General features: G+C 58.9%; 26 protein-coding genes and 1 pseudogene. 14 read left to right on the top strand and 13 right to left on the bottom strand.

Annotated features, from left to right (window positions below; translation table 11 throughout):
• Nucleotides 1–70 precede the first annotated feature (70 nt).
• Nucleotides 71–700, bottom strand: a complete 630-nt coding sequence (locus tag CCGE525_RS31980; protein ID WP_120708199.1) for a ParB-like protein — start codon at nucleotides 698–700, stop codon at nucleotides 71–73.
• A gap of 278 nt (nucleotides 701–978) precedes the next feature.
• Here CCGE525_RS31980 and CCGE525_RS31985 point away from each other — a divergent pair, with 278 nt between their 5' ends.
• The 3 genes from CCGE525_RS31985 (at nucleotide 979) to CCGE525_RS31995 (ending at nucleotide 3952) form a co-directional block, all read left to right on the top strand.
• Nucleotides 979–1947: a DUF1402 family protein gene (locus CCGE525_RS31985; protein ID WP_120708200.1), complete on the top strand. Its 969-nt coding sequence runs from the start codon at nucleotides 979–981 to the stop codon at nucleotides 1945–1947.
• A 323-nt stretch (nucleotides 1948–2270) separates the two neighbouring features.
• Nucleotides 2271–3143, top strand: coding sequence for an undecaprenyl-diphosphate phosphatase (locus tag CCGE525_RS31990; protein WP_120708201.1), 873 nt, complete (start codon nucleotides 2271–2273; stop codon nucleotides 3141–3143).
• A 137-nt stretch (nucleotides 3144–3280) separates the two neighbouring features.
• Nucleotides 3281–3952 (top strand): transglutaminase-like cysteine peptidase, encoded by a 672-nt coding sequence (locus CCGE525_RS31995; RefSeq protein ID WP_120708202.1) that lies wholly within the window; start codon nucleotides 3281–3283, stop codon nucleotides 3950–3952.
• On the opposite strand, the gene CCGE525_RS32000 is transcribed toward CCGE525_RS31995, so the two are convergent.
• Nucleotides 3940–4278, bottom strand: a complete 339-nt coding sequence (locus tag CCGE525_RS32000; RefSeq protein ID WP_245472226.1) for a hypothetical protein — start codon at nucleotides 4276–4278, stop codon at nucleotides 3940–3942. The two genes, CCGE525_RS31995 and CCGE525_RS32000, sit on opposite strands and share 13 nt — an antisense overlap.
• 324 nt (nucleotides 4279–4602) lie before the next feature.
• Between CCGE525_RS32000 and CCGE525_RS39620 the strand changes: the two genes are divergently transcribed.
• Entirely contained in the window at nucleotides 4603–4725 is a 123-nt protein-coding gene (locus CCGE525_RS39620) for a hypothetical protein (RefSeq protein WP_281024666.1), read from the top strand.
• 134 nt (nucleotides 4726–4859) lie between these two features.
• Here CCGE525_RS39620 and tnpA read toward each other — a convergent pair whose 3' ends face one another.
• From tnpA to CCGE525_RS32020, 4 genes are all read right to left on the bottom strand, one after another.
• Complete coding sequence (gene tnpA / locus CCGE525_RS32005; RefSeq protein WP_120663694.1) at nucleotides 4860–5294, bottom strand: IS200/IS605 family transposase; 435 nt, start codon at nucleotides 5292–5294, stop codon at nucleotides 4860–4862.
• Nucleotides 5295–5473: 179 nt separating this feature from the next.
• Complete coding sequence (locus tag CCGE525_RS32010; RefSeq protein WP_120708203.1) at nucleotides 5474–5737, bottom strand: hypothetical protein; 264 nt, start codon at nucleotides 5735–5737, stop codon at nucleotides 5474–5476.
• Nucleotides 5738–5774: 37 nt separating this feature from the next.
• On the bottom strand, nucleotides 5775–6440 hold the full coding sequence (locus CCGE525_RS32015) for an acyl-homoserine-lactone synthase (protein ID WP_120708204.1): 666 nt from the start codon (nucleotides 6438–6440) through the stop codon (nucleotides 5775–5777).
• An 80-nt stretch (nucleotides 6441–6520) separates the two neighbouring features.
• The gene (locus CCGE525_RS32020) at nucleotides 6521–7264 is read right to left on the bottom strand and encodes a LuxR family transcriptional regulator (RefSeq protein WP_120708205.1); all 744 of its coding nucleotides are present in this window, start codon (nucleotides 7262–7264) and stop codon (nucleotides 6521–6523) included.
• Between the two features lie 126 nt (nucleotides 7265–7390).
• On the opposite strand from CCGE525_RS32020, the gene CCGE525_RS32025 reads away from it, so the two are divergent.
• Together CCGE525_RS32025 and CCGE525_RS32030 are read left to right on the top strand one after the other, a co-directional pair.
• Entirely contained in the window at nucleotides 7391–7600 is a 210-nt protein-coding gene (locus tag CCGE525_RS32025) for a hypothetical protein (protein WP_120708206.1), read from the top strand.
• Nucleotides 7601–7619: 19 nt separating this feature from the next.
• Nucleotides 7620–7814, top strand: a pseudogene (locus CCGE525_RS32030) (fructose-1,6-bisphosphate aldolase); the annotation flags it as partial.
• 110 nt (nucleotides 7815–7924) lie between these two features.
• Here the strand turns inward: CCGE525_RS32030 and CCGE525_RS32035 are convergent.
• From CCGE525_RS32035 to CCGE525_RS32065, 7 genes are all read right to left on the bottom strand, one after another.
• Entirely contained in the window at nucleotides 7925–9685 is a 1761-nt protein-coding gene (locus tag CCGE525_RS32035; RefSeq protein WP_120708207.1) for a glycerol-3-phosphate dehydrogenase/oxidase, read from the bottom strand.
• Nucleotides 9686–9744: 59 nt separating this feature from the next.
• Nucleotides 9745–11274 carry an FGGY-family carbohydrate kinase gene (locus CCGE525_RS32040; RefSeq protein WP_120708208.1) on the bottom strand — a complete coding sequence of 510 codons (1530 nt, stop codon included), beginning with the start codon at nucleotides 11272–11274 and terminating at the stop codon, nucleotides 9745–9747.
• A gap of 90 nt (nucleotides 11275–11364) precedes the next feature.
• Complete coding sequence (locus CCGE525_RS32045) at nucleotides 11365–12207, bottom strand: DeoR/GlpR family DNA-binding transcription regulator (RefSeq protein ID WP_120708209.1); 843 nt, start codon at nucleotides 12205–12207, stop codon at nucleotides 11365–11367.
• 172 nt (nucleotides 12208–12379) lie between these two features.
• Complete coding sequence (locus CCGE525_RS32050) at nucleotides 12380–13327, bottom strand: D-ribose ABC transporter substrate-binding protein (RefSeq protein ID WP_120708210.1); 948 nt, start codon at nucleotides 13325–13327, stop codon at nucleotides 12380–12382.
• Nucleotides 13328–13428: 101 nt separating this feature from the next.
• A complete protein-coding gene (locus tag CCGE525_RS32055; protein WP_120708211.1) occupies nucleotides 13429–14481 on the bottom strand; it encodes an ABC transporter permease in 1053 nt (350 codons plus the stop codon).
• A gap of 22 nt (nucleotides 14482–14503) precedes the next feature.
• Complete coding sequence (locus CCGE525_RS32060) at nucleotides 14504–16048, bottom strand: sugar ABC transporter ATP-binding protein (protein WP_120708212.1); 1545 nt, start codon at nucleotides 16046–16048, stop codon at nucleotides 14504–14506.
• Nucleotides 16045–16692 carry a DUF2291 domain-containing protein gene (locus tag CCGE525_RS32065; protein ID WP_120708745.1) on the bottom strand — a complete coding sequence of 216 codons (648 nt, stop codon included), beginning with the start codon at nucleotides 16690–16692 and terminating at the stop codon, nucleotides 16045–16047. The genes CCGE525_RS32060 and CCGE525_RS32065 overlap by 4 nt, the downstream gene beginning before the upstream one ends.
• 862 nt (nucleotides 16693–17554) lie before the next feature.
• Here CCGE525_RS32065 and CCGE525_RS32070 point away from each other — a divergent pair.
• From CCGE525_RS32070 to CCGE525_RS32105, 8 genes are all read left to right on the top strand, one after another.
• Nucleotides 17555–19108, top strand: a complete 1554-nt coding sequence (locus tag CCGE525_RS32070) for an FGGY-family carbohydrate kinase (protein WP_120708213.1) — start codon at nucleotides 17555–17557, stop codon at nucleotides 19106–19108.
• A gap of 70 nt (nucleotides 19109–19178) precedes the next feature.
• The gene (locus CCGE525_RS32075; protein WP_120708214.1) at nucleotides 19179–20690 is read left to right on the top strand and encodes a glycerol-3-phosphate dehydrogenase; all 1512 of its coding nucleotides are present in this window, start codon (nucleotides 19179–19181) and stop codon (nucleotides 20688–20690) included.
• Nucleotides 20691–20711: 21 nt separating this feature from the next.
• A complete protein-coding gene (locus tag CCGE525_RS32080) occupies nucleotides 20712–21644 on the top strand; it encodes a sugar phosphate isomerase/epimerase family protein (protein ID WP_120708215.1) in 933 nt (310 codons plus the stop codon).
• 175 nt (nucleotides 21645–21819) lie between these two features.
• On the top strand, nucleotides 21820–22770 hold the full coding sequence (locus CCGE525_RS32085) for a sugar-binding transcriptional regulator (RefSeq protein ID WP_120708216.1): 951 nt from the start codon (nucleotides 21820–21822) through the stop codon (nucleotides 22768–22770).
• Nucleotides 22771–22861: 91 nt separating this feature from the next.
• Nucleotides 22862–23638: a DeoR/GlpR family DNA-binding transcription regulator gene (locus CCGE525_RS32090; RefSeq protein WP_120708746.1), complete on the top strand. Its 777-nt coding sequence runs from the start codon at nucleotides 22862–22864 to the stop codon at nucleotides 23636–23638.
• Nucleotides 23635–24420 (top strand): triose-phosphate isomerase, encoded by a 786-nt coding sequence (locus CCGE525_RS32095; protein ID WP_120708217.1) that lies wholly within the window; start codon nucleotides 23635–23637, stop codon nucleotides 24418–24420. Before CCGE525_RS32090 ends, CCGE525_RS32095 begins: the two co-directional genes overlap by 4 nt.
• The gene (derI, locus tag CCGE525_RS32100; RefSeq protein ID WP_120708218.1) at nucleotides 24417–24872 is read left to right on the top strand and encodes a D-erythrulose-4-phosphate isomerase; all 456 of its coding nucleotides are present in this window, start codon (nucleotides 24417–24419) and stop codon (nucleotides 24870–24872) included. The genes CCGE525_RS32095 and derI overlap by 4 nt, the downstream gene beginning before the upstream one ends.
• A 332-nt stretch (nucleotides 24873–25204) precedes the next feature.
• On the top strand, nucleotides 25205–26926 hold the full coding sequence (locus CCGE525_RS32105) for an ABC transporter ATP-binding protein (protein WP_120708219.1): 1722 nt from the start codon (nucleotides 25205–25207) through the stop codon (nucleotides 26924–26926).
• Nucleotides 26927–26959: the final 33 nt, after the last annotated feature.

Genomic DNA, 26959 nt, shown 5'->3' on the forward strand with positions numbered 1-26959 from the left:
ACAGATATCCGGCCACGCGGGATCACACCTGTATACCTACAGTCATGCAGTGTACTTGAGCCCGGCAGAATTATTCGTCAACCGGGCCGCACCAGCCTGGCAGGTAATCCGCATCCTTGCTCTTGGCAAACTCAAGCGATTTTTCGAGCGCAGCATCGAAATCCCGATCGAGATCTTTGCGCTTTATGCGGCGACGCAGGAAATCCGCCCAGAGAAATTCGCTGAACGGCGTCGTATCCTTGGCGTAACCGCCGACCCGCCGCAGTTCGCCCGCAAGCGAGCGGAAGGGATCGTCGACGAGATCCTTGACACTCTTCGGAATATCTTCGTAGCCGCGTCGTTTCCCGTCCTCGTCGAAGGGATGCATCCAGTCATGACAATCCATTACGAACCAAAAGGAATCCGCTTCAAGCTTCGAAAGATCGGCCACCGGCGTCACCAGGACATCCTTCACGCCTTCCTCATAGAGCGCCAAGGACAGGTGATGATGATCGATGACATAAAATCGGCCGCGTGGCCCGCGAACCGCTGGCACCATGTGATTTCCTAGAAATTTGCCGGCTTTTTCGCCTTTGGTTTCCGCTGTCGTGCGCCACGCCTTTCGCTTGGCTTTGACCTCGCGCATGCCGACGGTTATCTGGGTAGGCCTAAGTTCTTCGATCGGAACGGGATGCAGGATCGGTTCGCGCACCGTAGCCATTTGGAGACCCTCCGCACAGGGATGTTACACCAGACTAACACAACGGGCGCATCCCGCAACCTCGCCCGCGGGCCGTAAATTTAGCATGACGACATATATACTTGACCCAGGCCCTCAGACGTAACTGCTGGTATCTACCAATGCGCCTTTGCAGGCCCAAGCTGCTTCGCAGTAAATTTTTTGCGCGGCGGACGCGGCACCCGCCTTGTCTTCGCAATCCGATCAGGTATCAAGATCGCTCCCGCGCCCAGGAACGCTTTTGAAAGTCATATTGCGAAATGCGAACAAGCCTGCCGAGAACCTCAGCACTCAGTCTCCTTATTGTTCTTGCTCTGACAACTGCCTGTTTCGGGTATGACCTCGTGCATGTGCCCTCCGGCAACCGCAATAGCATTCAGCCTCCCATACCCAACACGTCGGCCTTGCGGGCTAAGGCATTCAACACGACCTATGAAGAAAAATATCAGAAGATTGTCTCGGTGCTTCGCGAAGACAAGGACCTGATGGCTTCGATCAGGAAGGCCGCTCAAGCCTATCAGATCGATCCTATCCACATCATCGGCGCCCTTGTCGGCGAACACACCTACAACATCACCATCGTCAATCGTGTTAAGTCCTATTACGTCAAGGCCCTTACCTATTCGGAGGCCGATTTCAAGTTCAGCTACAAGGATGTGAGCGTCCAATCCTTCGTGAAAAAGCCGGAATTCGCCCATTGTGACACCTTCACGGGAAGCGCCGAACTTTGGGAATGCCGCGACGAGACGTGGGACAAGAATTTTCGTGGCAAGGTGATTGATGGTGTCGCCTACGAAAACATGACGTTCCAGCGCGCTTTCTTCCAACCCTTCTATGCAGGACAGACATTTGGCCTGGGTCAGATCAGCCCACTGACGGCACTCGAAGTCACCGATCTCGTTCATGCGACCAGCGGCCTGCCGAAACTGTCGTCCGACGATCCGCAGGCGATCTATCGCGATATCATGGATCCGGAGCGAAGCGTCATCTATATAGCGGCCATCGTCAGGGATGCCATGGACGCCTATCGTGCCCAGGGCTTTGATATCACCGACAATCCCGGCCTGACGGCCACGCTCTATAATGTCGGTCAACCGCGACGTCGTGCGCTCGCCTTAAGGCAGGCAGCCGATGCCTCCGGCGGCAAAAAGCTGCCCGAGGAGAACTATTACGGCTGGCTGGTCAATGCGCGATTGCCGGAGCTGCGCGACCTGCTCAGGCAACGGTAAACGCGCATAGGTCCGCCGAACTCTAAGCGCAGATAGTGCCGAAGTAGCCGCGACATTGCTGCTGCTGAAAACATCAAGGTTGTCACTTCTGTTGCCCGCCAGCATGTCAAACGGGATGGAATAGCGGGCAAGCAGGTTGCTAAGGCGCGTCACCTACTTCAAACGACGCCGACGCGACGATCCTCAGGCGGCTTGCCTGCGTCACGATGCTTCGGTTCGCCCCCATCGGGCTTGACAGTTGCGCCGCAGCAATTGAAAAGAATGTGCGCTGTGCTCATGCAGCATTGGGCTTGGTACGGCAAATCGAACCTGGACGGTGAAACATGGCCGAAACTTGTACGCAGGGCATTGATACGGGCTTCGTCGCTCTGGGCTACGCGAAAACCGCGATATTAGGCGTCGTGCAGGGCCTTACGGAGCTGCTCCCCATATCGTCCACGGCCCATATGCGCCTCGTCCCGGCGCTTCTTGGCTGGCAGGATCCCGGATCGGCTTTCTCAGCGGCCATGCAGTTGGCCGCCCTGGCCGCCATCGTATCCTACTTTTGGAGCGACGTGCGATATGTGTTGTTCGGTTCTGTTGAGGCAGTCACGCGGAGGAACTGGTCGTCGCCGGCACTGCGGCTTGCGTTCGGCATCATCGTGGCCACGGTACCAATCGTCATCGCCGGCGTGCTGTTGTCCTCGTCTCTGAATGCATGCGGCACACCCATCAGGCATCTGTGGGTCATCGGAGTCTCATGCCTCGTTATGGGCGGCCTTCTCGCTTTCGCTGAGCTTTATTGCAAGCACCGGCGAGACATGAGCAAAATGAACATCGTCGATGCCCTGATCGTCGGCGTAGCCCAGGTCGGAGCGCTTTTTCCCGGTGTTTCGAGATCCGGATCGACTCTGACCGCCGCTCTGTTTCTCGACTTAAAACGCGACGAGGCCGCCCGCTTCTCGTTCCTGCTCGGGCTGCCGGCCATTACCCTAGCTGGACTGAAGGAACTGTTCGAGCTTTACAAAGCGCATCTTTCGCTTCAGGGCTGGTCGATCCTTGCGGTCGGCTTCATCGTCGGCAGCCTTTCCTCCTTTGTGACCATCTGGGGCCTCATGCGCTTCCTGGAGCGTTTCTCCACTTGGCCTTTCGTCATCTATCGCGTCCTTCTGGGTATCGTCATCCTGGCAGGCGTATTCTATGCCGGCTGGGTATAAGTCCAGGATGGGTGGGTTCAGATCACATACCTGTGGCGCGAACCGACAAAAAATGCACATTATCTAAAATGCGAGCGATGTTTTTCTGAGTAAATTTGGCGGCATCGGGCTTCATGGCGTTGTTCATGGAGCTACAGATGCGACGACTGACAGCCATAGGCATCCTCCTTCTCGCAGGGTTGATTTTTTCGACGACCACAACAGCCAAGCCTGTGCGGGATGTTTCAGCGACCCCGTCGCAACGCTTTGCGCGTGTTCTGATGGACGCGAATGCGCCGATCGGCTGGACCAGCTTCTGCACGGCGCAGCCTGCCGAATGCGCGGTAAGAGAAAAGAGCGAAGAATTCGCCAAGGTCGACGAGAACCGGTCGGCAGAGTTGCTGCAGATCAACGAGTTGGTCAATCAGACGATCCAGGGCATCGGAGACAATGACCATTATGGAATATACAAACTTGGCATCATAAACTGGTGGACTTATCCCGACGACGGCGCAGGCAATTGCAATGATTATGTCCTGCTGAAGAGGAAGCTCCTCATCGAGGCCGGCTGGCCTCGGTCGGCCCTGCTTCTCACGGTCGTACTTGACCACCACAATGAGGGCCATCTCGTTCTAATGGCCCGTACAAGCGGCGGCGATCTCATCCTCGACAATTTGACCGATGCGATCAAGATCTGGAACGCGACTGGCTACACGTTCGTCAAGCGACAAGCCGCTGGCAATCCGAACACCTGGCTCCGGCTGGAATCGGGGCGCACTCCTGAGGAACTTGCAATGATAAAGAAAGTGCTGGCAGATCAGCCGCACTGATTTGCAGACCAGTAGGTGTCGACGAGGTTCTTTCCATCTTGGTCGAGAATCGCAAAATCGCCGGGAATGACCACGAAAAAGCGCTCTGTACCTTGCATGTCTCCGCTGCCGTCGGCGGGTTGTCCATCAACGACGCCGCAGACCACGAAACCGGGCATCCTCGTGCTAGGTTTGGCGGTCAATACATGGACAGCCGATGTCGGCACATCGATCCTTCGCACTACCGCTGCCACAGCAAGCGCTGAAACGTCAGCGATCGTTGGGAGTGCATCGCCGGGAGCTGCGGCGAGTAGAATGGCTCCCGCCGCGAAAAGATGCTGCACCATTGATTCTCCAGAACAATCGATCGAAGGCGCCGCCACCTGACGGCACCGACGAGCAGACCCGGACGTTATGCACAGTCCGCCGAACCACGCCAGGAAAGTTTATTCCGATTCGCTTAGCGAAAGAAACGCTCCGTCCTAAGCGAGGGCGATGGGGGCCGACATCGGTATTCTTCGGGGCGGGATAATGAGGTCTGCGATTTCGCCAGGCCGTGGCGGACAATCACGAAGACACTGCCGCAAAGTGGCAAGCTTCGCACATCCCTCATACAAGATATTCCTAATGCGCCGCCTAGATCGGCGTAAATACAGAAGGGGGATATAGTGATGGGCTACGACTGGGATGGCGTGAAATCACGCCGCATGCGTGCGTTGAAGCTTGGCATATCGCTGTTCATCTTTGCGGTGACGTTGGTAGGGCCAACAATGTTCTTTTTGCATTTTCGCTGAGGCTGGCGCGGACCCAAACCAGCACAGTGTTCGTCATATTGTTTCTGTTCGCCATCCGAAGAAGTCATAACCTCCACCAAAGGTGGAGGTTTGAAACGCTGCGCTTGAACCGCTAGAAGCGGTTTTGTTAGCGCTTAGTAGCTACGATTGAAGAGGTCGGCAAAGTCGGAAGCTTTGTCGGCCTTTTCCTGATTACGGATATATTGTCTGACGACCTGCTCGTTGTAGCCCGTCGTCGATACGAAATACCCGCGCGCCCAAAAGTGATAACCCTTGTAGCGGCGCTTGCGCGCATATTTGTTGGCAACGTAAAGGGCTGTCTTGCCCTTCAAAAAGCCGACAATATGCGCAACCGAGTATTTCGGCGGGATCGATATCAACATATGCACATGGTCGGGCATCAAATGACCCTCTTCGATCTGGCAGCCTTTCTGCTGTGCCAGCCGACGTAAGAGTTCTCCCAACTCACGCCGTACGTCCCCGTAGAGTCTTTTCGTTCGGTATTTGCTGCCAAAAACAACGTGATACTTGCAGTCCCACGTCGCATGCGAGAGCGTTTGCTCATCCATAGAACCTCCTTGTTCGAAGTCTGGGCCGCGCCAGCGGTTCAAGCAGGAGGTCTCTCAACTACCGTGTAGAACTCGTCCAGTCCTCCACCATAGGTGGAGGTTTATTTATGGGTATAATGAATGGGTCGACGAGGGCGTCGACCCAATGACATTGGATGTCCGGACGCCCGGGTCGGAGTTTAGGTGTGAGGGAGAACAAGCAGGTTCTCTCGCCCATGTCTCATCGCGATCCGCTCTTTCTCACGAACGAGCCCTCCGAGGTCGATATCGGGGTCACGCTCCGGGTCCAGGCCTTCCCAGTCCAGTGCCACCTGCAGCAGCGCCATATTCGTCAGGTGGACAAGGTTACGAAGCTGTAGCGCTTCGGCTCTTTCTTTTGCCGCGGAAATCAGCCGGAACATTCTGGCAAAATCACGCGCTCTCAGATTGTCGTCTTCGGGCATGCGCGCCTCCTATTTCCAGAGACGAAGATCAGGTTTCTCATGCCGCGAGCTCCAACAGTCGAGTCGCGACGGATCGTTCGGGTTTGGGGCGAGCATAGAGCGGAGCCGACAGGTCGAGCATCTGCCGCATGTTCCGGAGAACACGCTGCGAGACCTCGAATGCACCACAGCAGACAGGATATTTCCCATATCCATCGCAGCGGCCAAGTTCTTCGACTTCGGCACCTGCGCGCTTATATACTCGCTTGAGATAGGGTTCGTAGTTGGAAATCATGGTGTGGATGCCATGGTCGAGTGCGCATTCGCAAAGTGCGAGCAGCAACAGACTAAAAGCCCGGCCGGCATCGATGGCAGGAAAATCACGTGCGATGGCAGCTTCGTCGATACACATGCGCGTGCCTTCCCATATTCCCGGGGCAACCAGGTCGGTTGCGGCTGGAAACGTGTCTCGGAAGACGTCGTAGAGAAGCGTCGGCCCCGTCGTCGGCATTAGGCGTACCCCACCATAAAACCGCATACGGCGCTCATCGCACCAAACAAGGTAGGCGGGGCCGAGAGCGTCATAGCTGTCGCGTTCGTAGGGTCCGACGACAGTTACGTCCCAGCCGAGCGTATCTGCAAAGATCGTCTTACGAAGGCGGAACATCTGATCGAGGATGCTCGCATACTTATGATATTCGTGTGCTTGAATAACTATGAACACTTTCGCCTCCAACAGTTTATTGTCGCGAGGCAATAATGAACCGGAAAACCGCGGTCGGGAATTCCCGCAAATGGAGCCCCTCATTTGAGGGGATATGTCAGGGGAGTGATGATGCGGAGCTGGACGGCTTTGGTGGTGGCTGCCGAAAGGGTGGCACAACCCAGCTTGAATCGCGCCGTCTTCAGATAATCGCGCGTCGTATGTTCGGAAATGTCGAGAATCAGTGCGATGTCCTTGTAGTCCTTGCCAAGCGCCGTCCAGTGCAGGCACTCGATCTCTCTCGGACTCAGGGATGGCACCGGATCGTGCTCGCCATAGAGTTCCAGCATAGCTTTGCCATGGATAAGATGGGCGAGTTCCGTCCATTCCATTCGGCAATTTGCAACCAACTCCTGCCACCGATCGACCGGCAAATCGGAATTGATGGAAAGCAGCGACCTGCGTCTGGCCTTGTCGGCAACGGGAATGGAATAACCATTGCCGCCGAGACCGTGTTTCTGCGCGTCGACCAATAGCGCATAGGCCTCCGGCGTCGGCTCGACCTCGCTCCAGTCGAACGGAAGTTGACGGAGAAACCCTTCCCTGACAACGGGATCAATCTTCACGTAGCCGTTGAGAAGATATCGAGAGACCCAGGCATCGGGATAGGTGGTACGAACAAACGGCGCGTCGATCCTATCCATGATGGTCTGCGCGAGATGGTAGGTCACGTAGTCGACGTCATATGCCGCCTGCAGAGACCGAATGGCAGTGTCGACATTGGACGCCGCTTTGATCTCATTGAAGGCGTGCTCGAATTTTGGGTTGTCTGAAGTTCCCCGCATGACGCATCACCCAGCTTTCTCATAATCTTACCGCGAGATCGGTTCTACAAACAAGGGGATCTCCCCACATATGAGGGGAATGACGTCTGCAAAGGCGGTCCGCTATCCTCAAGTTAGGAGAGCAATATGGGCCAAGCGGATGAAGCCGAGCAGGCGGTGGGCCAAGCCGCCACTGGACTAAAAACGAGCTGGCACGATATGGCCGGCTCGGAGGCGCTGATTCGGGCACTGATCGCCGAACGAAGCCAACGGACAAACGAAGCGCTGTTCTGGATTCGGGTCTATCGTGCCCTGTCCTCCGAGGCCATCGACACAATCCCCCCTTTTTTGCGATGATAGCCTCTGAACCTCGGCTATGCTGAAGGAAGACCCGAGCGAATTCGATCCGCGCAAATACATGAAGCTGGGCATGGCCGTTTTGACGAAGTTTTGCAAGGAAAAGTTCGAGCAGTTCGGAACGGCAGGCGATGCTGCCCGCATTCGGCCGCTCTCTGTCGCCGAGATGGCCAAACGCTATAAGTCGGGCGCGCTCGACCCGGTCTTCTCCTGAAGTCATTCCCGGAAAACCGCTCAGCGGTTTTCAGTACGACTTGCTCAAAACAAAGAAATAAAGCGGCCCGGCGATTCTTTTGAATCGCCGGGCCGCTTTACAATAACATCTCAGGCGGAAGCCGGGCCTACAGTCGTCCTGGCTTCCGAAAATGGGCGTTCGGCGCCGTCTTCCAGCCGCCTGCCATGGAACGTCGACATGGTAGTGACGACGTCTTCGATTTCGGCTGCAAGCCTTTGTTCCGTCCAGCCAAGCGCCTGGGCGGCAATTGCGCCCACGTCCCGCAGGCCTTGCATGGTCAGCGCACCTTCGATCGCAAGCGTTGTACGCCGGAACACCACGTCCGACAGGTGGACGACAAGCTCTTGCCGCACGATCCAATCGATTTCGAGAGCGCTATAGTGTGGAGCCCCGAAGAGGCGCACGGCATCGGTGTGCGCGGATGGAAATTCGAGGATCACCGTGGCAGTGGTTCCGTAGCGGCTCAAGAGCTGATCGATCCGGCCTGGCGCTGCACCGGTTCGCTTCGCAAGAGCGCGTACCCATTCCGCGCGCACTGTCGAATTCGCCGGGAAATCGCGTCCACCGCCGATCGCCAGATGCTTTGTGGATTGGCTCCGAGCGCGGTTCAGGCGCTTGAGCACGAGGTCTGCAACTTCCTCGGCAAAACCGCGGAAAGTCGTCCACTTGCCGCCCACAAGGGAGACGATGGCAAACGGACGATCCGACTGCGGCTCGATCACCGGAGCGGAATGGTCGCGGCTGATCAGGCCCGGCGACGACGCGTCCGAAGCCGGCAAGGGCCGAATGCCGCTGTAGCTGTAGACCACCTGCTCCCGCCCGAAGCGAAGACTTGGCAGCAGAGACTGGACGCTTTCGAGGAAATAGTCGATTTCCGGCTCTTCGCAGCGGACGCTGTCGGGATCGTCGTTGGGAATATCCGTCGAACCGACCAAAGCAAGACCGAGATAACTATAGACGAGGCAAATACGGCCATCGTCCGCTTCGAAGTAGATCATATGGCCGTTCAGGCCGCGCACGAGCTCGGGGTGATCAAGCAGAATATGCGAGCCTTTCGTCCCACCGATGAGGCGCGAGTGCGCGCCGAGCGCCTTGTTGACGCGGTCGATCCAAGGGCCGGCGGCGTTGACAACGAGCTTCGGAGCAACCGAAAATCTTGTGCCGTCGGCTCGCTCGAAGCTGAGCCTCCCCTCCGCCGCCGACGTCAGCGTGGTAAAATTTGCCGCCAGCGAGTTCTTGTTGGCCTGAAGCCCATCCATGACCAGTTCGTAGACAAGCCGCTCAGGCCGGCTGATCTTGGCATCGTAGTAGATGCCGCCCGCCACGATATCGGGAGTGACATGCGGCATTTCCTTGAGCGCGCGCTTCTTCAATAGGAAGCGATGGCGCGGCATAACACGGTTGCGCGACCCGAAAAAATCATAGAGCGCGAGCCCGATCTTGATGAGAACGGCGCCACGGCTGCGGGGCGCTGTCGTCGAGCCTGTCAGCGTCCGCAAAGCCGCCCATATGCCTCGCGTCCATGAGAAAATCGGGATGAAGGTCGGCAGCGCCTCGACGCAGTGCGGCGCGTTCTGAAGGAGCAGATTGCGTTCCAGCGTTGATTGGGCAACCAGGCCGAACTCACCCGTCTCAAGATATTTTAGGCCGCCATGAATGAGGCGCGACGGCGCAGCGCTCGTTCCCGACCCGAAATCGGCCTTGTCGACGATGAGGCAGTTGACACCCTGGGCGGAGAGATCACGAAACAACCCGGCGCCGTTCACGCCGGCACCGAGAATGACGACGTCTATGTCCTTGTCCGGCAATGTCGTAAAGCGTTGTTTCAAATCGGCGGCGATATCGGTCATACCATTGTTTCCTACTGAACTGCCGTCGATGCGAGCTGCCCGCGCGACGGCCAATTGTCCTAGTCTCGCGATTCAGCGGGGGCGAGGCGGCCGATCTTCGGCCAGATCGGGGTCATCGCCTCGGCGATCTCACGAAAGAGATCGTATCTCTCGCGATAGTGGATGCTGCGGGATGCATCCGGATGGCAGGTTCTGGCGATCTTGCCGACATCGCGGGGATCGCTCTGCGGATCGGCATAAAGGCCGACGCCCGCACCTGCGCAAAGAGCCGCGCCCCAAGCCGCCGCTTCGTCTGTCTCCGTCACCGTCACTGGAATGCCGAGCACGTCGGCGAACATCTGGACGACGGTCGGATTGCGAGAAATGCCCCCGGCAAGCCGCGCCTCGCCAAAGGCAAAACCGTCACTCAAAGCATCGACATGGATCTTGTGGTTGAAGGCAATTCCCTCGAGAACAGCTCGCAGCATGTCGCCGCGATCGTGCCAGCCACCCAGGCCGAAGAAGCCGGCGCTGGCTGACGCGCCGTAGGGTGAGCCGAACAGATAAGGGTGGAAAAGCGCCGTCGAGGGACGCGCGAATGCGGCGTCTATCTCGGGCGCCAGCAGCGCGTGGATCGATCCACCTGACGCTTCGCTGCTCGCGCGCTCGCTGGCACAAAGCCGATCGAGGAACCAATCGTAATTCGCCGTCGAAGCCGGAGAGATCGACATATTGTTCCACTGACCGGGGGCAATGGCGTTGCGGCAGAACCAGCGTCTGTCAACGCGCGGCTCAGACGACAAGGTCTCGTTGATCGAGTATGTCCCAGCGATCACCGCAACGACGCCGGAGGCGTAGCCTCCCGCACCGAGAGCCGACGCCGTGACGTCGTGCAGGCCGGCCACGACAGGGGTCCCTTCCACAAGACCCGTACGGGCAGCGGCAGCCCGCGTCACATGACCGACGACCTCGTCCGAACGTGTGGCCGGCGGCAAGGCATTGGCCAGCTCTTCCAGCCCGAAGAGCTTGAGCGCATCCTGCGAATAATCCTGACTTCGGACATTGGTGAAGGAGGTGCTTGCCTCTGTCCGATCGGTGCCAATCGCCTCGGTCAGACAGAAGCGAAGCCAGTCCTTGCAGCTCATGATATGGCCGATCTCCGCAAAACGGGTCGGCTCCTTCTCCTTGATCCAGGCAAGGAGCGCCGATGGCGCAGAGACATGCGGCAATTGCCCGGTAAGCTCTATGGCTTCGTCTGCAACCGGACTTTCGAGCCAGCGATCGACGACGGCCCCTGCCCGGCTGTCGAGCGACAGGATCGCACGCCCCAGCGGCCTGCGCGACCGATCGAGAATGTAAATGCCGTCGCCGTGAGCGGTTGCCGCAATCGCCTGGATATCGGACGCGGCGCGCTTGCTGAGGCTGATCGCCTCAGCGATCGCATCCGCCGTCGCAGTCCAGAGCTCATCCATGTCCCTTTCGATGTGCCGGGCCTTGGGTATGAACTGCGTGACGCGGCGCCGGGCAACAGCAATCGGTGTTCCGTCGATATCGAAGATGACAGCCTTTGTGACCGTCAGACCGCTATCAATTCCGAGCAGACTCGGCATTTTCATTACTCCGGATAGTGGAAAGGCCGTAGGCATGATCCGGTCTGCGAACGGCTGGCCGCATTCCGGCCCCGCCTGTCATCGCCACCCTCATGACCGGCCCCCATCGCCCTTGGCGATGACGACATTGATATCTTTGGACCGCATGCGATCGATGTGGACGGACGGCGTCTTGTCATCGACGATCACTGCGTCAAACTCGTTGAGCGCCGCGAAACTGTGCAACGCGCGCCGCTCGAATTTCGTGTGGTCCGCCAGAAGGATGCGTTTAACGGCGCTGTCGAACATCGCCCGTTTCGTATCGACGATTTCCGGCGACTGATGAAAGACGATGTCGTCGGTGATCGCCGACATCGAAATGAAGGCGGTATCCGCCCTCAGCCGGGCGATCTCGTTGATGGTCATGCGGCCCATGAAGGCGTTGCACCAACTGTAGTACTGGCCGCCGAGAGCTAGAAGCGTTACGTCATGCATTCCCTTGAGTGTGTTCATGAGGGTCAGCGAATTGGTGATCGCCGTTAACGGAACCTTGGCGGAGAGATGGGCGGCCATCTGCAGCACGGTCGTGGAATCATCGAAGAAGATGGCCTGGCCGGGCTCGACGAACTGCATCGCCGCAGCGGCAATCGCCTTCTTTTCGGCCGCTTGCCGGTTTGAACGATAGACATCGCTCGATTCGATGAGGCTGGTTGCGGCTGCCGTGACGATGCCACGCGTCTTGCGGAAAAGACCGCGGCTTACGAGCTCGTCGACATCGCGATGAGCGGTCATCAGACTGATGCCGAACCTATCGGTCAGATCCTCGATACGCATGGAGCCTTCCGTCATGACGGCCTCGGCAATCATTTGCCGGCGAACGAGCTGGCGCGTGTGCCGGCTGTCACTTGGCAATTCGTCCAAGAGGGATGCTCCTAAGCTTGTCTTCCGTGTCACTTGAGCCTCTGCCGCTGAATCTCGTCGATGTCAGTTTCGTACAGCGAATGCAGTGCGAAGGCAAAAAGAGGAGATGGAACAACCCTTTGCATTACGCATGTCCTGGCCGTCTTCCGCGAACGTCCGGCGGCCGAATGAGGGAGCGCCGCTGTGCCGGCGCTCCCTGTTGTTATCACTGCGCCAGGACGAACGGAGCCGTGTACTTGTCAACATTATCCTTGGTGATCAGGACGCAATCGAAAAGCTGCTTTTCGCTCTTGGCGCCGGTCTTGCCAGTCTTGATAAAACTATCAGCCTGCTTGACTGCCTCTTCCGAGAAAACGGCAACTGGCTGCAGGACGGTGTACTGCAGTTCGCCGGCCTTGATGGCAGCGACTGCGTCCGGCGAACCGTCGAATCCACCGACCTTGATCTTGGCGAGCTTGCCGGCTTCCTTCAGCGCGGCGATCGCGCCGAGCGCCATTTCGTCGTTACCGGAAATGACGCCGGTAATGTCCGGATGGGCCTGCAGGATGGACTGCATTTTGTTGTGGCCCTGGGTGCGGTCCCAGTTCGCAACTTCCTGGGCAACCTTCTGCTGATCCGGGTACTGCGTCAGAACGGTTTCATAACCGTTGGAACGCGTTGCAGCGTTGTTGTCGGAAGGAGCACCGAGGAGCTCGGCATACTTGCCCTTGTCGCCAGCGGCTTCTATCCACTGCTGGGCGCCGATGGCGGCACCCTGGGCGTTGTTGGAGACGAGCTGACCCTTGGCAAGGCCTTCCTGGTTGATTTCAGCGTTGACGAGGAAAACCGGGATGCCGGCGGCAACGGCCTTCTTGACTGCGCCGACGGAGCCGTCAGCATTGGCCGGATCGAGGATGATGGCGACCGACTTATTGGTGATGGCCGTGTCGATCAGGTTGCTCTCGGTGTTTGTATCGCCCTTATGGGCACCGACCGTTGCCGTGTAGCCGAGCTTTTCGGCCGCCGTCTTGGCGACATTGCCTTCCGTCAGCCAGTAGGGGTTGGACGGATCGTTGACGATGATCGTCATCTGGCCGCCGGCCCATGCTACTCCCGCCAGAAGCGGTGCCACAGCAACCGCTGCCATGACGATACGCAAACCTTTTTTAAACATTAGTCTCTCTCCCTCTTGATGAGCTCAGGTGATACCGGCGAACCGGCGGTTCTTTCTCCGACCGATGAACTTCACCGGCGGAGACAAGTTCGTGTGCGGCGTCAGCTGGATTTGGTCCGACGTCCGTACTGGATGCTGTTCATGAGCACGGCGAGCACGATGACTGCGCCGGTAAAGACGGTCTGCCAGTAGGCCGACACGCCGATGATGACGAGGCCGTCCGACAGGAAGCCGATGACGAAAGCGCCGAGCATGGTGCCACGCACCGTGCCGCGACCACCTGTTAGCGCTGCACCGCCGATGACGACCGCGGCGATCGCCGTCAATTCATAGGTGGTGCCGGCGGTCGGCCCAGCCGACGTCAGCTGCGAGGACAGAACCAGGCCGGCGATGGCTGCGCAGACGCCCGACAGGACATAGACGGTGATCTTGACGCGCTTGACGGGAACACCGGAAAGATCGGCCGCGCGTTCGTTGCCGCCCGAGGCATAGAGCCAACGGCCGAATGCCGTGCGGCTGAGAACGAGACCGCAGATGATGGCGAGGACGGCGAGCACGATGACGCCGATCGGGATGCCGGCGAGGCGGTTGAAGCCGAGCCAGTCGAAGCCGGTATTGCCGAGTTCAGGACGGCCGCCGAGATTGTTGTAGGTGAGGCCGTTGGTCATCAGCAATGCTACGCCGCGGGCGACATAGAGCACGCCGAGCGAAGCGACAAAGGCCGGAACGCGCAGATAGGCGATCAGCACGCCGTTGACAGCGCCGACCACCGCGCCAAGCGCGCAGGTCAACACGACGACAGCCCAGACCGGTGGATAAAGAATGACGCCGAAGCTCGAAAGCGTGACACCTTGCATCAGGAAGCCGGCAATACAGCCGGCAAGGCCGAGCGTCGAGCCGACCGAAAGGTCGATGCCGCCGTTGAGGATGACCAGCAACATGCCGATGGCAAGGATACCGAAGATGGCCACATGCGAGGCCATCGTCAGGAAGTTGCTAAGTGTGAAGTAATAAGGGGACAGGAAGGAGAAGACCGCGATGATGACGATCAGCGCGAAGAAGGCGCGCCCTTCCAGGATCAGCCGCACGAGATTGAAGTTCCGCCGCTGTCCGTTCGAAATTGGTTTCTTTTCTGTGATGTTCGTGACTGACATAATCAGTGCTCCATGAATGCGGCTAGTGCGCGACCACTGCTTCGCCGGAGGCGGCCATGATCTTCTCTTTGGTGACGTCGGGCCCGAATTCGGCAGAGATCTTGCCGCGACGCATGACGATGATGCGGTGAGCGATGCTGAGGCATTCGCCGACTTCCGAGGTCGAGTAGATCACCGCCAGGCCCTGCTTGGCACGCTCGGCCAAAAGCTTGAACACTTCCGCCTTCGCGCCGACATCGATGCCACGGCTTGGTTCGTCGAGCAGCATGACCTTGGGTTCTGTCGCCAGCATCTTGCCGATCACGACCTTCTGCTGATTGCCGCCAGAAAGTGAGCCGATCGCCGCCTCGCCGCCGTCCGTCTTGATATGAACCTTGCGGATCGAGTCGCTCACTAACTCCCGCTCGCGTCCGCCGGAGGTAAACAATCCCTTGGTGAATGCGGCGATGCTGGCGAGCGAAAGGTTGGAGCCGACCGTCATCGTCTGAACGAGGCCATCACGCTGGCGGTCTTCGGGCACCAGCACGAGGCCGCTGGCGATGCGTCCGGCAATGTTGAGATTAGCGACGTCACGACCTTCGAGCAGAACCCTGCCGCCATCAGATCGGAGGCGTCCCGCGACGCATTCGAGCAGTTCGGTGCGGCCCGCCCCCATCAATCCATAGATGCAGACGATCTCGCCGGCGCGGACTTGCAGCGAAAGACGGTCCACCGCTTTATAGGTGGCGCCGGACGGGCCTGGAACCGTCAACTCCTCGAGCGCAAGTGCCACATCACCGATCTTATGGCCGGTCGGCGGACTTCCAAGATCGAAGTTTTCGCCGACCATGTTGCGGACGATCCATTCAAGATCGATGTCCTTGCGCTCGGCATATGCTGTCATGTTGCCGTCACGAAGCACGACCGCATGGTGGGTAATCTGAAGCGCCTCTTCGAGATGGTGCGAAATATAGACGATGGAGACGCCGCGGCTCGTCAGGTCGCGGATGACCTTGAAGAGAACCTCCACCTCGCTGGCGCTGAGCGCCGATGTCGGCTCATCCATGATGAGGATACGCGAATTGACCGACAGAGCACGCGCGATCTCGACGATCTGTTGCTGGCCGAGACGCAGATTCTCGACGGCGGTCAGCGGATCGATCTCCTCCTCAAGTTCCGCCATCAGAGCGCGTGTCTGACGCTCCTCTTCGGCAAAGTCCACGCCGCCGTTCTTGATGATCTCGCGGCCCATGAAAATATTGTCGCGGACATTGAGATTGGGAGCGAGGCTCAATTCCTGATGGATGATCGAGATACCGCATTCGCGGGCATGGGTGGAGGAGGAAAACGAAACTGGCTGACCGTCGAGGACGATCTCGCCGGAGCTCGACTGAACGACGCCGGAGAGGATCTTCATCAGCGTCGACTTTCCGGCCCCGTTTTCGCCGAACAAAGTGGTCACCTGGCCGCGATGGATGTCGAAATTGACGCCCTTCAAGGCATGAACGTTGCCATAGGATTTTGCGATGTTGCGGGCAGCAAGAACGACCTCGCCCAGTGCGCCCCCATTTAGCGGCGCTGTACTCATCTGACTTCAACCTTCACTGGAGTGACGAGCCAGTTCTTCGGATTGATGAGCTTGAAGACGCCGACAACAGACGCGGTCTTGCCCGAGAGATTGTCGACGTCGAGACTGGCAAGAACGGCCTTTTTCATCTCATTGTTGATTGCCGAACCGGCATCCTGATACTCGATCTGGTTTGTGAACTGGCCGAATTCGATCGTGCCCGTGGCATCGCGCAGGTCAGTGCCGTTGACGGCCGGACCCGTCTGGACGCGCACGACGACACCGTCCGGCAGCCCGTCGACCTTAATCTCGTTGTAATTGGCCTTTCGCGCGCCGAACACACCGGTCAGCGAAACCGGCATGACCGGACCGGTGCTCGTGGCCACACCGTATTTATCGCCCGCTGCTTTCTTGTCCGCCGCGATCGCGTTGGCGAGATCGGGAGCATTGACGGCACGTTTCTGGACATTCGCCAGAACCTTCGGGAATTCCTGAACGCCGTAGGCCTCCGGTGAGAACGCCTGCTCGCGCACGTCATGGTCGGAGCCGATCTTGACGACGGTCGTATCGAAGGCGATCGCCGCCAGAACGATCACGACGGCCGCCGCGCTCGCCAACAATGTAAATTTCGGCTTGGAAGCCGCTTTTTGAATTTGTGTACTCATGTTCGAAAGACCTTCGGCGCTATCGGCCGGATTGCTCTGTTGACAAGGAAACGGAGAGAGCCAGTCGCTGGCGGCCTGCCCTGACAGAACGGCGCATGCCTCGCCCACCGACGCGATCGCGTTGACGTAAAGCCGGACCGTATCTTGAAGCGAAATGGCTCATCGAAGTTCCTCCTTGGTTGCCGGTGCTTGTCTCCTCCAATCACCTGGCCTCGCAACAACAGCGTATGATGCTAGCTGCGATAGAAATATGTTATTAACGCCACAAACCATGTTATAAATTCTTGGTCGTGTCAACGGCCTCGCGTCGCTTCAGCGGTTTCGTGACACATTCTCCATCTGCAAGACAGGCTGAGCCGAAATAGCCATCACGTTTGTTACCATCGCGAGCACTCAGGTATCCGCCAAGATCGATTCAAGCTTCTCAAACGAACGACCGCCAAAATATATCTTTGAATATCAATGGTATTCTGCACCGTATCGTTAAGTTGCTCAACAAGCCGCACTTCGACTGAAGCGTTACCACGACTCAGCCGCGCAGTGCTCGCCATTCGATTTTCACTTGCTTCCGAGGGATCGGAACCAATTGACACCAGCTATTTTATATGAAAAAAATTACATTGCCAGAAAAAAATTACGCACACTATGATATCTTTGTGTTAGAATGTGATCGCTGCTTAAGGCGAGCAAACACGAGCTATTGAGGTTGCTGCGCGTGCGCAGTTCAATGAAGGCAATCGGGCGCTGCCACAGTCACCTTGGGCAAGCGACGTCGAGGAGACCGGGGAGGAATGAAGAATGATTTTGACACAAGAATTGGCCGCCGCTGAGGCATGTCTTGGCGCGCCGGAGCTGTCGCGCGATGCCTAGCAATGAAACGATCATCATCGGAATCGATGCGGGGACCTCTGTCATCAAGGCCGTGGCCTTCGAGCTTTCGGGCCGGCAGATCGCATCCGCATCCGCGCGCAATCAATACGCGATGGGGGACGACGGCTCCGCGACACAGCCGCTCGGCCGCACATGGTCGGACTGCGTCAGCGCCCTGCGCGGCCTCGCCGACAAGGTTAGCGACCTTGCCGCGCGCACGGCCGTCATCGCCGTAACCGGCCAGGGCGACGGCACCTGGCTCGTCGGTTCCGGCAACGTGCCCGTCGGCGATGCCTGGCTTTGGCTCGACGCGCGGGCAGCACCGACCGTTAACAGCCTGAACGGTCGCCCGGACAATCGCGCACGCTTCGAGGCAACGGGCACGGGGCTCAACACCTGCCAGCAGGGTCCCCAGCTCGCGCATATGGACCGCTATATGCCGGAGCTCCTCGACCGAGCGGAGACGGCCATGCATTGCAAGGATTGGCTCTACCTCAATCTCACTGGCGTCCGCGCGACCGATCCGTCCGAGGCGAGTTTCACCTTCGGCAATTTCCGTACGCGCCAATACGATTCCGTCGTCATCGACACCCTCGGCCTCGATCACAGGAAGTCCCTTCTGCCCGACATCATCGAAGGAACCGAGATCACGCATCCGCTGTCGGCGGACGCAGCAAGCGCGACCGGCTTGCTGGCCGGCACGCCGGTCTGCCTTGGTTATGTCGATATGGTCATGACGGCGCTTGGCGCCGGGGTGCGAACCGCCGGCCAGAATGCCGCTTGCTCGACGATTGGTTCTACGGGCGTGCATATGCGCGCCAAGGCGGTCTCCGACGTCCAGCTCAATGCCGAGGGCACCGGCTATGTGATCGCCCTGCCGATACCCGGCATAGTCACCCAGGTTCAGACCAATATGGGCGCAACGATCAATATCGACTGGATTCTGCAGATTGCGGCCGACCTGATATCGGAAGCCGGCAAGCCGGTCGCCTCCTCGGATCTCATTTCCCGGATCGACACATGGTTTGCGGAAAGCCGTCCCGGCTCCGTTCTCTATCACCCTTATGTTTCTGAGGCGGGAGAACGCGGACCCTTCGTCAACGCTCACGCCCGTGCCGGCTTTACCGGGCTCTCCATTCGCCACGGCTTTCCAGACCTCGTTCGCGCCGTGGTCGAAGGGCTCGGCATGGCGACGCGCGATTGTTACGCGGCTATGGGAAACATGCCGCTTGAACTGCGCATGACGGGCGGAGCGGCGCGAAGCAACGCGCTGCGTCAATCGCTTTCGGCCGCCGTCAACGCGCCCATCAGGATTTCCGCGCGTCAGGAGGCGGGAGCCGCAGGTGTCGCCATGATGGCCGCGGTTGCAATCGGCGCTTACGCGAACATGGACGACTGTATCGCCGAATGGGTCACGCCGCTGCTTGGCGAAACCGAAGCGCCCGATGCGGAACAGGCACGCCGGTACGATCGATTGTTCGCAGCCTATCTGGACGTACGGCAGGCGATCACCCCCGCATGGGACACGCTTGCCGCGCAGCCATGAGGGCAGACAAGCCGAGCGCGTGGGCAGGACAGATGATTTTTGATGCAGAAGGCATCCTAAGGAGCGTGAAATGACTGAACCCGAAATCCTCGATCTTTTCGTGATCGGAGGCGGCATTAACGGCGCCGGCATCGCCCGGGATGCGGCCGGTCGAGGCCTCTCCGTCATGCTCTGCGAGAAAGACGATCTGGCCGAAGGCACGTCGTCACGATCCGGGAAGCTCGTCCACGGCGGTCTGCGCTATCTCGAATATTACGAGTTTCGCCTGGTTCGCGAAGCCCTGATCGAGCGCGAAGTCCTGCTGAACTCCGCAAGCCACATCATCTGGCCGATGCGTTTCGTGTTGCCGCACAGCCCGATGGATCGCCCCGCGTGGCTCGTCCGCCTCGGTCTTTTCCTCTACGACCATCTCGGCGGCCGCAAGCGGCTGCCCGGCACCCGCTCGCTCGATCTACGCCGCGATCCGGAAGGTACGCCGATTATCGATCAATATACCAAGGGCTTCGAATATTCCGACTGCTGGGTCGACGATGCGCGTCTCGTATTGCTGAATGCCCTCGATGCAGCCGAGAAGGGCGCTCAGATTCTGACGCGCACCGCCTGCATCAGCGCGCGGCGCGACAAGGGCAGCTGGGTCGTCCAGATGCGCGACCAGCGCTCCGGCGACCTGCGCACGGTGCGGGCACGCGTCCTTGTGAACGCCGCCGGCCCGTGGGTCAACGATATCATCGGCCGCGTTGCCGGCTCCAACAGCCAGCGCAAGGTCCGGCTCGTCAAGGGCAGCCATATTGTCGTTCCGAAATTCTGGGGCGGTCAGCACGCCTATCTGGTTCAGAACCATGACCGGCGCGTGATCTTCATCAATCCTTACGAGGGCGACATGGCCCTGATCGGCACCACGGATATTCCCTACGACGGCAAGCCTGAGGAAGTGAAGGCCGATGAGCAGGAGATGGACTATCTGATCGCTGCCGTGAATCGCTATTTCAAGGAGAAACTGCGCCGTTCCGACGTGATCTCAAGCTTCTCCGGCGTTCGTCCGTTGTTCGACGACGGCAAAGGCAATCCTTCCGCCGTGACGCGCGACTACGTCTTCGATCTCGACGAGACCGGCGGCGCACCCATGCTCAACGTTTTCGGCGGCAAGATCACGACTTTCCGCAAGCTGTCCGAACACGCGCTGCAGAAGCTCGCCAAATTCTTTCCGAAGATGGGCGGGGACTGGACCCGCGCCGCGACATTGCCCGGCGGCGATATTCCGAATGCCGATTACACCAGCTTCGCAGACTCGCTGCGCGAGGCCTGTCCCTGGATGCCGCGCACGCTCGTGAACCACTACGGCCATCTCTATGGAGCGCGGACCAAGAACATCGTGGGCGACGCCACATCGCTTGCCGGCCTCGGGCGCCATTTCGGCGGCAATCTCTACGAGGCGGAGGTACGCTACCTGGTCGCTTATGAATGGGCGCAGACCGTGGACGATGTTCTGCTGCGGCGCACCAAGGAAGGCCTACATATGACCGCCAAGGAGAAGGCGGATTTCTCGGCTTGGTTCGAGAGCGAACTGGCTCTGGCCGCCTGAGACATCCGAGGAACCGTCCCCATGCCACTGACACTTTCACTCAACACCAATCCGCTCGTGAACCGCTTCGCCGAGCCGGACGACCTCATCGAGACGGTTGCCCGCGACCTCAAGATCCGCGATCTGCAGTTGACGCACGAGTTCATCAATCCGAGCTGGCAAGCGCCGGTAATCAGGCGACTGACCCGTACCATGCGGGCCGCATTGGAGCGCACCGGCGTTCACGTGATCTCGGGCATGACCGGCCCCTATGGGCGCCTCAACCATTTCGGCCATCCCGACGCCGATGTCCGGCGCTACTATATCGACTGGTTCAAGACCTTCGCCGACATCATCGCCGATCTCGGCGGACAATCGGTGGGCACGCAATTCGCCATCTTCACCTACAAGGATTTCGACGATCCGGCACGGCGGGAGAGCCTTATCCAGATCGCGATCGACTGTTGGGCCGAGGTTGCCGAGCATGCCCGTTCGGCCGGCCTTTCCTACGTATTCTGGGAGCCAATGAGCATCGGCCGCGAATTCGGCGAGACGATCAGCGAATGCATCAAGCTGCAGGACCGCCTGACGGCTGCCAATCTGGCGGTGCCTATGTGGATGATGGCCGATATCGATCATGGCGACGTCACATCGACAAACCCCAACGATTATGATCCCTATGCCTGGGCGCGCGCAGTTCCCAAGGTTTCTCCAATCATCCACATCAAGCAAAGCCTGATGGACAAGGGCGGCCATCGCCCGTTCGCGGCGGAATTCAACGCCAAGGGCCGTATCCAGCCCACGCCGTTGCTGCAGGCGTTCAAGGAGGGCGGCGCTGAGAACAACGAGATCTGTCTCGAACTGTCATTCAAGGAGCGCGAGCCTAATGACCGTCAGGTTATCTCCCAAATCGCCGAAAGCATCGCCTTCTGGGCGCCTCATATCGACACCGGCGCAAGCAGCCTGCGCATCTGATAGTTGCAAGAACCCAGCAAGGCTTTACGACATCTACGTCACGGCATTGAATTTGATTCCTGCTCCAGCATTGATGCCGCAACAGCGATGAAACCTTGCCGTCAGCCGACGTCGAAGGCGCCGACGGCAACAAAACGACCTTGGTAAAGCAGGGCTGAATGGAAAGGGACAATTGATGGTCGATGCGGATGAGTCGCTCGCCGTGCGCGCCGCCTGGCTGCATTATGCCGGTGGACTGACACAGTCGGAGGTAGCCAAGCGCCTTGGCGTGCCGTCCGTCAAGGCCCATCGCCTGATCGCACGGGCGGTTGCCGAAGGCGTCGTCAAGGTGACGATCGACGGCGATATCGTCGAATGTGTCGAGCTCGAGACCCGGCTGGCGGAACGTTTCGGCCTGCAATATTGCGAGGTGGCGCCGGATCTCGGCGAAGAGGGTTTCGAGTTTCGCGCCCTCGGACAGGCCGGTGCCGGCTTTCTGAAGCGGGAGATCGAGCGCGGCGACAACAAGGTCATAGGTCTCGGCCATGGCCGAACATTGTCATCGGCCGTGCACCATATGCCGCGGTTGAACGCGAAGGGCCTGCGATTTGTCTCCATGCTCGGCGGGCTGTCGAGAAACTATGTGGCCAACCCCTATGACGTGATGCATCGCATCGCCGAAAAAACCGGTGCGCATGCTTACATGATGCCCGTCCCCTTTTTCGCCAATACCGGCGAGGACCGGGAAGTGATGCTTGCCCAGCGAGGGGTCAAGGAGGTCTTCGACCTCGCCAACAACGCCGACCTGAAGCTCGTCGGTCTCGGCACGGTCGATTCCGAGGCGCAGCTTGTACTCTCCGGCATGGTTGAGCCGCGCGAGATCGCGGAAATCGCCGCCTCGGGCGGTGTGGGCGAAATACTTGGTCATTTCTTCGACGCAGATGGGCGCATCCTCGAGACGACGCTGACAGCACGAACCCTGTCTGCCTCCTTGCCGCGATCGAAAACTGAAAGGCTAGTCGCCTTGGCCGGTGGTGTTGCGAAGGTCGAGGCCATCCGCGCAGTCCTCAAGAGCCGCTGCCTTTACGGCCTGATTACCGATGAACGGACTGCCCAGGCGCTTCTGGAGCCTACTCCAGTCACATAAAATCATAACAATATAACAAAATATTCGTGGAAATATGTGATGAATGTGTTATGTTCTCCAGCGTCCGATCCGGAGAAACCGGAGCACGAAGGTGAAACGAGAAGAACGGCAACAATCGATCATCAATTTGCTCATCGAGCATAAGAGCGTCGACCTCGACGACTTGGCCGATCGCTTTGCCGTGTCGAAGATGACCATTCATCGCGACCTCGATGATCTCGAACAGGCCGGCGTCGTCCGTAAGATCCGGGGCGGCGCGACAATTGACGCGGGTGTGCAGTTCGAAAGCGATTTCCGCATCCGCGAGCGCCAGGGAAATGAAGCCAAGATCGCCATGGCGCGTCGCGCGCTGGAGCTTGTCGAACCCGGCATGACGGTCATGGTCAACGACGGCTCCATGGCCGCTGTTCTCGGCGAGATGCTGTTGCAGAAACGGCCGCTGACACTGATCACCAACAACGCCGCAATCATCGAGAGGCTGAAGAATGAAAGCGGCGTCACGCTGATCGCGTTAGGCGGCATATATTCTCCGAAGTTCAATGCGTTTCTGGGGGTGGTGACGGAGGAAGCGCTGTTTCGCCTCAGGGCGGATATCGCCTTCATCTCGACGCCCGCCGTTTCCGGCACCCTTGCCTATCACATGGATGACAACGTCGTGCGCGCGAAGCGGGCGATGATCGCGTCAGCAAGCAGGACGTGCTTGCTGGTCAATCATCAGCGCATCGGACATACCGCCCTGCACGTCATGGCCGATCTTGCCGATTTCGACGTCATCATCACCGACAGCGCTCCCGAGCCTGCCGCCGTCGAGCAGCTCGAACGCGCCAATATCAACCTGACCATCGCCTCGAACTGGGAGACGACATGAGCGCCACACCTCGATTCTGGATTGGAACCAGTTGGAAGATGAACAAGACGCTGGCGGAAGCCAGCAGTTATGCCGAGGCGCTACGCGTCGCCGATGGCGAGCGGGATCCGACGCTCCAGCGTTTCGTCATTCCACCGTTTACGGCGGTGCGGGAGGTCAAGGCTCTGCTTGCCGACACCTCCGTCAAGGTGGGTGCGCAGAACATGCACTGGGCCGATCAGGGTGCCTGGACCGGCGAGATTTCGCCCCTCATGCTCAAGGATTGCAATCTCGACATCGTCGAGCTTGGCCACTCCGAACGTCGCGAGCATTTCGGTGAGACCAACGAGACGGTCGGCCTGAAGACAGAAGCTGCCGTCTGCCACGGTCTGATCCCGCTGATCTGCATCGGCGAGACGCTGGCCGACCGGGAAAGTGGCCGGGCAACGGATATTCTGAAAACTCAGGTTCTCGGCGCTTTTTCGAAGCTGTCCGAGGTGCAGAAGGGCGCGCAGATCCTTCTTGCCTACGAACCTGTCTGGGCCATTGGCGAAAAGGGAATTCCCGCCTCGCCAGACTATGCCGACGCACGCCATGCCGAGATCGTATCGGTCGCGCAAGACGTGCTCGGTCGCCGAATCCCCTGTCTCTACGGTGGGTCGGTCAATCCGGGGAACTGTGAAGAACTCATTTCGTGCCCGAACATCGACGGGCTTTTCATCGGTCGTTCGGCCTGGAACGTCGAGGGTTATCTCGGCATCCTCGCCCAATGCACCGCCAAACTCCAAGGAGATAGACGTTGAAAATTGCAATTGCAGGAGACAGTGCGGGCGAAGGCCTCGCAAAAATTCTCGCCGAGCACCTCAAGGACCGCTTCGACGTACAGGAAGTCTCGCGCACGGACGCCGGCCCGGACGCGTTCTACGCGAACCTTGCCGATCGCGTCGCCTCCGGCGTCATCGATGGCACCTATGACAAGGCGATCCTCGTCTGCGGCACCGGCATCGGCGTCAACATCTCGGCCAATAAGGTGCCCGGCATCCGCGCCGCACTGACGCACGACACCTATTCGGCCGAACGTGCCGCACTTTCGAACAACGCGCAGATCATCACGATGGGCTCCCGTGTCATCGGACCGGAACTTGCCAAGGCCATCGCCGAGACCTTCCTCGGGCACACATTCGACGAACAGGGCCGCTCGGCCGGCAACGTGAAGGCCATCAACGACCTCGACGCGAAATATAACGCGCGTTGATTTGGACTGTGCAGGCATTGCCGCGTGTCGTGGCTCTCGGGTCGACACGCGGCAATGACGCTGCAGCAATCCAAAAGAAATGTAGCCGCGCAAATTCCTAAGGAAATTGGCGCGCAGCGCACTAGGCGAATCGCCACGTCTCGGCCCCAATATGCTGTTGGGGATGACAACGCCTGGTTCGTCAGCTATAAGGTCCCTGCGACTCATGAGGGAGATCAATTAGATGAGAAATTTCGGCACCTATCAGCGCTGAACAGCGATGCCGAATGCGGACTGCTGTTCAGTCCGTCCTTGTCTAACAATATGATCTCTCGTGCCCTTGGAGGGCATTCATGTTTCGTCGCTTCTTTTCCTATTATGCGCGCTACAAGACCCTGTTTTTTCTCGATTTCGGCTGCGCTGTCGTCGCTGGCCTCCTCGAACTGGGCTTTCCGCTGGCGGTCAAGCTCTTTGTCGATGAACTGCTGCCAAGTCGTGACTGGGGTCTGATCGCCGCGACGGCTGCCGTGCTGCTCGTCATCTATGCGCTGAACACCGGCTTGATGGCCGTGGTCAACTACTGGGGCCATGCGCTCGGCATCTCGATCGAATCCGACATGCGCCGCCAGGCCTTCGAGCACATCCAGAAGCTCTCGTTCCGCTATTTCGACAACAACAGAACCGGGCATCTGATCACCCATGTCACCAAGGATCTCGAGGAGGTGGGCGAAATCGCCCATCACGGACCTGAAGACGTCTTCATCGCCATCATGACCTTCATCGGCGCCTTTCTGCTGATGTTTTCGGTGCATTGGAAGCTGGCGCTGCTGACGACGATCATCGTGCCCTTCATGACCTGGCTCGTCAGCCGTTACGGCGCCAGGATGACATTGAACTGGCGCAGCCTTTTCACCAAGGTTGGCGACTTCAACACTCGCGTGCAGGAGAGTGTCGGCGGCATCCGTGTCGTGAAGGCCTTCGCCAATGAGGATTACGAAAGCCGGCTCTTTGCGCGCAACAATGAGGACTACAAGGCCACCAAGCTCAATGCCTATGCCTATATGACGGCGAGCATCGCGCTCAGCTATTTCAGCACGCGCCTCGTGCAGCTTGTGGTCATGGTGGCCGGAACCTGGTTCGTGGTTTCCGGCGAGCTGACCTATGGCGGCTTCGTCAGCTTCCTTCTCCTGATCAATGTCTTCTTCCACCCGATCGACAAGATCACCTCGGTGCTCGAAATGTATCCGAAGGGCATCGCCGGCTTCAAACGCTTCCTGTCGCTGATCGACACGCAGCCCGACCTCGCCGATGGCCCGAACGCGATTGCGGTCGATCATCTCAAGGGCGATATCGTCTACAAGAACGTCGACTTCGGCTATTCGGATCAGGGCACGATCTTCGAGGGCTTGAACCTGCAGATATCCGCCGGAGAAACGGTGGCCTTCGTCGGCCCTTCGGGAACCGGCAAGACGACGATCTGCTCGCTGCTGCCGCGCTTCTACGACGTGACGGCTGGCAGCATCACCATCGACGGCATCGACATCCGCGATATGACGCAAGCCTCGCTGCGCAGCCAGATCGGCATCGTGCAGCAGGATGTCTTCCTGTTCGGATCGACCATTCGCGAGAATATCGCCTATGGGCGGCTTGGCGCGAGCGACAAGGACATCATGGAGTCGCTGCATCGCGCATCGCTCGACGAATTCGTCCAATCCCTGCCGGACGGTCTCGACACGCCGACTGGCGAACGTGGCGTGAAACTCTCGGGCGGGCAGAAGCAGCGCCTGGCCATCGCGCGCATTTTCCTCAAGAACCCGCCGATCCTCATTCTCGACGAGGCAACGTCTGCGCTGGACACGGCAACCGAATATGCCATCCAGCAGGCGCTGGCAGACCTCGCGAAGGGGCGCACAACCCTGGTGGTGGCGCATCGGCTGACGACCATCCGCAATGCAGATCGCATCATTGTCATGGGACCGAACGGCATCGTCGAGCAGGGTACACATGCTGAACTGCTGATGAGCGGCGGTTGCTACGCCGGGCTTCACAGCGCCCAGTTCGGAGCGTTCCCGTGATGCAGACGCGCATTGCCGCGATCGAACCTGCTC

The organism is Rhizobium jaguaris, from assembly GCF_003627755.1.
GTDB lineage: Bacteria > Pseudomonadota > Alphaproteobacteria > Rhizobiales > Rhizobiaceae > Rhizobium > Rhizobium jaguaris.